Genomic DNA, 6,734 nt, shown 5'->3' with positions numbered 1-6,734 from the left:
ACCCGACCGAGGAACCGAGCCAGGACCCCTCTGACGAACCCTCGCAGGACCCGACCGAGGAACCTTCCAAGGATCCGAGCGACAAGCCGAACGAACCCGGTAAGCCCAGCGACAAGCCGAGCGAGGAGGCCCAGGTTCCCGGCACCTCGGGAGGCAGTGACACGGGTGGCACCTCGGGTGGGGACGGCAACAAGCCGGCTGACTCGAACGGCTCAGGCAGCTCGCCTCTGCCGCGCACCGGTGTCAGCGTTGCAGGCACACTCGCTGCAGCAGCTGTGCTGATCGCCGGCGGCGTGGGACTGCTCGCAGTGCGCAGGCGCCCCTCGAAGCGCTGAGCTGTAGAACAGCCACCGCGCTGAGTCGCTGACTCACACAAAAGCGGCGGGGCCACGGGAGAAATCCTGTGGCCCCGCCGCCTTTTGTATGCAGATTTGTGTGCCGCGTTCCTAGCCGCGGCCTGGGCACCATCGTTGAAAAGTCGAACGGTAAAGCTGCGGTCAGGTGTTACTCGTCGCGCACTTAAGATAGCTCCGCAAGGCTGAAAAGACGATGAAAAAGCAGCTCATTTGCCGCCCGATCCATTCCCGTGCCGGACAAACGCGCCTAGCGTGAAACATGCCTGGAGGTCTTCCAGGACGTCTAGATTATGGAGAGTGACATGCTCAAGAAAGATCTAACACGCACCCTCACCCACGGCGCACTTGCCGCAGCAATCGGCGCAGGCAGCCTGCTTGCAGCAGCAGGAGCCGCTCAGGCAGCCCCAGCAGAAAACCCCGGCGCAGCCCAGGCTCAGGCCGCGCCCGCTCAGGCTGACGGCCAGGGAATCAGCCGTGACGAAATCATCAAGCGCGCAGAAGACCGCATGGCAAAGGCCCCCTACTACTCGCAGGGCCAGGACTACTTCGATGACTACCGCAGGGACTGTTCCGGATTCGTGTCCTACGCATGGAACTCCGGCGGCCCCGGCGAGGCATCCTTCACGTTCGTGCCCAACGGCGTCGCCCACGCGATCGCATGGGAAGACATCCAGCCCGGTGACGCAATCACCGGCCCCGACCACATCGTGCTGGTCAAGGCAGTGAACCCAGACGGATCGTTCGAACTGCTGGAACACGGCGGCGGACAGACCGGCAAGGAAGCCCCCAACACACGCCACGCCACCAAGGACGAACTCATCAGTCAGAACGTCGGCGAACCCATCCGCTACAACGGAGTTGCCTGACACCTCCCACACGAATAACTGAGGCCCAGCCATTGCGGCTGGGCCTCAGTTATGTCACGGCATGCCTCCAGCAAGCTTCAGCACCGCCTTTACGCCATAGAAAAGGGGCCCGGCCACAATGGCCGGGCCCCTCGTGGGATTCGGGAGCGAATCAGCTCAAACGGTCGCGAATAGCCGCACCGATTTCCTCAGTCGAACGCTGCGCGTCCCCGCGCTCGGCAAGATCAGCTTCGACAGCCGAGCGAATCGCCTCAGCAGCCTTGCCCAGGCCGTTGTTCTCAGCCAGAAGAGCGACCGAAAGGATCGCCGCTGTCGGGTCTGCAATGCCTTTGCCCGCAATGTCCGGTGCCGAACCGTGAATCGGCTCAAACAGCGACGGTCCCGTACCCGCAAGGTTGAGATTTCCAGACGCCGCCAGGCCGATACCGCCGGTGACGGCAGCAGCCAGGTCGGACAGTATGTCGCCGAACAGATTGTCGGTGACGATGACGTCATAGCGGCCGGGATCGTTGACCATGTACATGGTGCTGGCGTCAGCGTGCTCGTAGCTCACCGCAACGTCCGGGAACTCCGGTGCGACAGCGTCAATCACGCGTCCCCAGAGGTGACCGGCGTGCACCATCACATTGTTCTTGTGCACCCACGTCAGCTTCTTTGAGCGCTTCTGCGCGAGCTCAAAGGCGTACCGAACCGTGCGTTCGACACCGAACCAGGTGTTGACCGACACCTCGTTCGACACCTCGTGAGGTGTGCCCTGTCGCAGTGAACCGCCCTGCCCCGTATAGGAGCCCTCCGTGCCTTCGCGCACAACCACGAAGTCAATGTCACCCGGGTTCGCCAAGGGGGACGAGGTGCCGGGAAAGAACCGCGAGGGCCTCAGGTTGACCGCGTGGTCCAGTCCGAAGCGCATCTTGATGATGATGCCCCGCTCAAGCACACCCGAGGGCACCGACGGGTCACCGCAGGCGCCGAAGTAGATCGCGTCGAAGCCGCGCAGCTCTTCGAGTTCGTCGTCCGTGAGCGTTTCACCGGTCTTGTGCCAGCGCTCAGCGGAGGCTTCGAACTGCTTAGTCGTGATGGTGACGTCTTCACCGGCGACTTCAACGGCGCGGTTCAAGACATCGAGTCCGACGGGAACAATCTCTTTGCCGATGCCGTCACCCGGCATGACTGCAATCTTCAAATCCATGTGACCCACAGTACGCGCCGGTCTCGTCATTCGGCCACCCGTCTTGATCTGTGGACATATTGAGCGGCCCCTCCCCTTGGGCCTCACATGTTCATAGACTGGGTGGCATGTCCGACCAGCTGCGCAACAAGCGCGCCCTTGCACTGCCCGCCCGACTGTCACGCTCATGGCTTTTCGTCAACGCGTCCAAACCCGATCTGTTCGCATCCGGACAGACAAGCGACGCCGACTCGATCATCTTCGACCTCGAAGCCGCAGTGCCGGACGACCAGAAAGACACCGCGCGGGCCAATGTTGTCAGCGCTTTGGAAAACGGGATGGTCGGCTGGGTGCGCGTCAACAACACGTGGACCCACCACTGGGAAGAAGACCTCGATGCCCTGTCCGGACTGCCCGGTCTGCGCGGCATCATGCTGCCGAACACAGAAGAACCCGAACAGGTCACCCTGACATCAATCCGCGCGGGTGTGGGCATGCCGATCCTGGCACTCATTGAAACGGCCCTCGGGCTGGAGAACGCCACCCGCATCGCTTCAGCTGCCGGCACCTTCCGCCTGGCCTTCGGCGTCAACGACTTCCGCAAAGACACCGGCATCGGCGACGACCCGGTCGCCTTGGCCTACGCGCGCTCTCGACTTGTCATCGCATCCCGCGTCGGCGGTCTGGCCGGCGCTATTGACGGGCCGTCCTCCCCCGGTGCGGGCAAGTCCACCGTCAGCTCGGACTGCGCGTGGACCATGAAAATGGGCATGACCGGCAAACTGGTGCTCAGCGAAGCCCAGGTGCCCTACGTCAACGAAGGCCTCGCACCGTCCGAAGAAGACCGCGAATGGGCCCGCGAAATGCTGGAGGAGGCCGAACACGCCGATGGGATCACCGACGGTTCGTACCTCCCCCGCATGGCCCGCGCTAAGAAAATCGCGAGCCTGGCCGATTCCTACGGCCTCTGGAAAAGCTGAGTCACTCCCCCAGGTTGACCGTTGCAAAAGCCGAAGCATCAACGGCACCCGCGACCGCCTCGGCGATTTCTTCGCTCACCGGCGAATCGACGTCAAGCACAGCGAGCGCTTCCGAACCGGCGTCGGTGCGCGCCACCTGCATGCCTGCAATGTTGATGTTCGAACGGCCCAGCGCCTGACCCAGCTGGCCGATGACACCCGGACGGTCTTCGTAGCGGAACATCACGAGGTTGTCTGACAGCTGGATCTCGATGTCGAAGCCGCCGACCTCGGTGAGCTTCTGCATGAGCTTGGGGCCCGTGACGGTACCGGAAACGCTCATCTGCTTGCCCGAGGCGGTGGTCGCGACGATCGAGGTGATGTTGCGGTAGCGCTCGCAGTCGGTGGACGTGACGAGTTCCGTCGTCACACCGCGCTCTTCAGCCAAGACGGGAGCGTTGACGTAGGTGACCGGGGTCGAAACGACGTCAGTGAAAACACCCTTCAGAGCTGAGAGCTTGAGGACGGAAACATCGAGTTCGCCGATCTCGCCGTGGACTTCCACGCGCAGGTGCGCCAGCGGTTCGTCGATGAGAGCCGTGAGGGTACGGCCCAGGCGCTCGGCCAGGATGATGCCGGGGCGAACGTCTTCGTGGATTGCACCGCCGGCGACGTTGACAGCGTCCGGCACGAGCTCTCCCGCCATGGCGCGACGGACCGAGCGGGCGACGGCGATACCGGCCTTTTCCTGCGCCTCGGCCGTTGATGCACCCAGGTGCGGGGTCGCGTTGACCTGAGGAAGTTCGAGCAGCGGGTTGTCGACCGGGGGCTCTTCCGTCCACACGTCGAGTCCTGCAGCAGCCACCTTGCCAGTGCGAATAGCGTCAGCGAGGGCCTCTTCGTCGATGATTCCACCACGAGCAACGTTGACCACGCGCACGCCGGGCTTCGTCTTGGTGAAGGCCTCCGCACCGATCATGCCGGTGGTTTCCTCGGTCTTGGGCATGTGAACCGTGATGAAGTCGGAGCGCTCAAGAAGTTCGTCGAGGCTGACAACCTCAACGCCCATCTGGCCGGCACGGGCCTGCGTGATGTAGGGGTCGTAGCCGATGAGCTTCATGCCGAAAGCACGCGCACGCTCAGCCACGAGACCGCCGATGCGGCCCAGACCGACAATGCCGAGGGTCTTCTCAAACAGCTCGGCACCGGTCAGAGCGCTGCGCTTCCATTCGCCGGCCTTGAGCGAACGGTTGCCCTCACCGTAGTTGCGGGCGGCACCCAGAATGTGGGCCATGGTCAGCTCGGCTGCCGAAGTGATGTTCGACGTCGGCGCGTTGACCACCATGACACCGGCCTTGGTTGCGGCCGGGATGTCAACGTTGTCAAGACCCACACCGGCACGCGCAATAACGCGCAGGTCAGTGGCTGCGGCAATTGCCTCTTCGTCCATCTGGGTGGCCGAGCGGATCAGCACCGCCGAAGCACCTGGCAGAGCCTTCAGCAGTTCAGCGCGGTCAGCGCCATTGCAGTAGCGGACCTCAAAATCAGGGCCGAGTTCACTCACGGTCGCGTCCGAGAGCTTTTCGGCAATAAGGACAACAGGTTTCGTCACGATTCCCCCTACAAGTGTGTGCGTGACAACAGTTTAGGGATCACTGTGAAGCGGCTGACATCCCACCCTGGCGCGGGGCACCCACACCCAGCCGACCACCCCCGAACAGCACACGAGGCGCCGTGGTGAGCGGCGCCTCGTGAGTGTGGTTATCGGGTCAGAATTCGTACGGGGTGTACGGGGCCCGGGCCATCGAGAACATGAGCCGGGCGCGCACAGCCGCCCCCGGGGTGCACTCGGTGATGCGGCCGGCACGGGTCAGCAGCGACGGGTCGGCGCCACCCAGGTAGATGGAGCCGAGCTCAGCGACATCGAGTTCGATGTCAGGCTGGGCGTCCGGGACCTGTTCGACGGTGGCGTCCGAGCCATCGGAGTCGATGCGCCACGTGCCCTCCGCGTAGCCCAGGGAGTCGGTGACCTTGAGCGTCAGGGTTCCCGGCACCAGCCACTGGCGGGCCTCAAGGGCCTTTTTGACGTCGAGGATGCGCAGCCACAGGAGGTCCCAGTGGGACTTCTGCTGCACGCGACGGGGGTTCTCCAGCAGCCACGGCAGAGGTGAAGGCTGGGCACCGTCGTACTTGACGCGCTCCACAAGGTCGATGGAGCCAAGGAACGACCACAGGGACGAGTACGCGGCGTCGGACACCGCAATGAGGTCGAGCACCTGGACGGTCGGGGTGGGCTTGTCCCAGCCGGTGAACTTGTAGGTGACGTAGCCGTCCGGTTCGCCGTCTTCGTCGTAGTGCAGAGCGGCTCGGGCGGCCGGGTCGGGGCCGCCGGACTCGAAGTCGTACTTGCCCGCGGCGACATCCCAGTAGCGCTGCTGGCGGCCGCCCGCACCCGGGGTTGTGCGCATGAAACGCTCGTAGATGCTGGGGGCGAGGTCTTTGAGGACGGCGGCTTCGCACATTTCGACGCGAGAATCAGCTTCTGCAGCCAGGCGGAAACCGGGGTTCGTGTCGACTTCAAACGAGCCCATCCAGGATGCCGTGCCGAAACCGTAGCGACGGTAGATACCGCCCTCTGTGGCCGTCAGAGCGGCAAACGGGAAGCCGGCCGCAGCGGCATCCTTGAGGTTGTTCGTCATCATGGTGCGCAGCAGGCCGCGGCGACGGTGGGTGGGGCGCACCGTCACCCACGTAATCATGTGCGCGTTCTGCAGGCGGTTCTCGCCGACGTTGATCGGCGCTTCGAAGTGGACGAAGGTTGCGACGGGCACGTCGGTGCTGAGTGCGTGCTTCTGAGTTTCAGGGGCGTAGACACCGGTGAAAATACGACCGTCTGCGTGGCTGCGCTCGTAGCGCTGCAGAGATTTTTCTTCGTCTTCGCGCTTGTCGTGGAAGCCCGCGTTGACGGCCTCAAAGAAAGCGGCGGTGCGCGCATCTACTTTCTTCTTGCCGGTTTCGGGGTCAGTTTCGACACCAGGACGGAATGTTTCAAAACGATAGTTCAGCACTCAGACAAATTTACAGTATTGCGGGACGGCGGCGGTAGGGGTTTTCAGCCTGGATTCGGTGGATTGGCGGGGTGGGTTTGTCCTTGCGACGGCCCGGCGCCTCGGCCCTGCGGGCGCCCGGAGCGGCAGCCCGGCGCGGCGGCCCGTCAGCCAGCCGGCACCTCGGCCCCTCAGCCCGCCGGCACCCCGGCCCCATTTCTGCACCCGCCCACGCTTTAGCAACAAAAACTCCCGTTAGCAGTAGCGGCTAAGACGCAGATCCCGGCTAACGGGTGTCTCGTTACGGCTAAAGCGCAGATTCCGGCTAACGGGTGTTT

The 6,734-nt window shown here is 63.6% G+C and carries 6 protein-coding genes; 3 read left to right on the top strand and 3 right to left on the bottom strand.

The features are described from left to right. The coding region (locus HMPREF3172_RS03935; RefSeq protein WP_141741568.1) for an LPXTG cell wall anchor domain-containing protein at window positions 1–335 on the top strand (335 nt) is incomplete at its 5' end. Window positions 336–658: 323 nt separating this feature from the next. Then, window positions 659–1,222, top strand: coding sequence for a hypothetical protein (locus HMPREF3172_RS03930; protein ID WP_061943287.1), 564 nt, complete (start codon window positions 659–661; stop codon window positions 1,220–1,222). 151 nt (window positions 1,223–1,373) lie between these two features. Here the strand turns inward: HMPREF3172_RS03930 and HMPREF3172_RS03925 are convergent, their stop codons facing one another. Next, complete coding sequence (locus tag HMPREF3172_RS03925; RefSeq protein ID WP_070515596.1) at window positions 1,374–2,411, bottom strand: 3-isopropylmalate dehydrogenase; 1,038 nt, start codon at window positions 2,409–2,411, stop codon at window positions 1,374–1,376. A 107-nt stretch (window positions 2,412–2,518) separates the two neighbouring features. On the opposite strand from HMPREF3172_RS03925, the gene HMPREF3172_RS03920 reads away from it, so the two are divergent. Further along, the gene (locus HMPREF3172_RS03920; protein WP_070515594.1) at window positions 2,519–3,370 is read left to right on the top strand and encodes an HpcH/HpaI aldolase/citrate lyase family protein; all 852 of its coding nucleotides are present in this window, start codon (window positions 2,519–2,521) and stop codon (window positions 3,368–3,370) included. A gap of 1 nt (window position 3,371) precedes the next feature. Here the strand turns inward: HMPREF3172_RS03920 and serA are convergent, their stop codons facing one another. Together serA and HMPREF3172_RS03910 are read right to left on the bottom strand one after the other, a co-directional pair. Next, a complete protein-coding gene (gene serA, locus HMPREF3172_RS03915) occupies window positions 3,372–4,961 on the bottom strand; it encodes a phosphoglycerate dehydrogenase (protein WP_141741567.1) in 1,590 nt (529 codons plus the stop codon). 157 nt (window positions 4,962–5,118) lie between these two features. After that, the gene (locus tag HMPREF3172_RS03910) at window positions 5,119–6,417 is read right to left on the bottom strand and encodes a GNAT family N-acetyltransferase (RefSeq protein WP_070515590.1); all 1,299 of its coding nucleotides are present in this window, start codon (window positions 6,415–6,417) and stop codon (window positions 5,119–5,121) included. Window positions 6,418–6,734 lie beyond the last annotated feature (317 nt).

Origin of the sequence: Brevibacterium sp. HMSC08F02 (assembly GCF_001807555.1) — a bacterium.
In the GTDB taxonomy this organism is placed as follows: Bacteria; Actinomycetota; Actinomycetes; order Actinomycetales; family Brevibacteriaceae; genus Brevibacterium; species Brevibacterium ravenspurgense.
This window is presented reverse-complemented; position numbering and strand designations above follow the sequence as displayed.

Coding starts and splice junctions, on each gene's coding strand:
- HMPREF3172_RS03925 (WP_070515596.1), bottom strand. CDS start 2,411: ATGGATTTGAAGATTGCAGTCATGCCGGGTGACGGCATCGGCAAAGAG.
- HMPREF3172_RS03920 (WP_070515594.1), top strand. CDS start 2,519: ATGTCCGACCAGCTGCGCAACAAGCGCGCCCTTGCACTGCCCGCCCGA.
- HMPREF3172_RS03930 (WP_061943287.1), top strand. CDS start 659: ATGCTCAAGAAAGATCTAACACGCACCCTCACCCACGGCGCACTTGCC.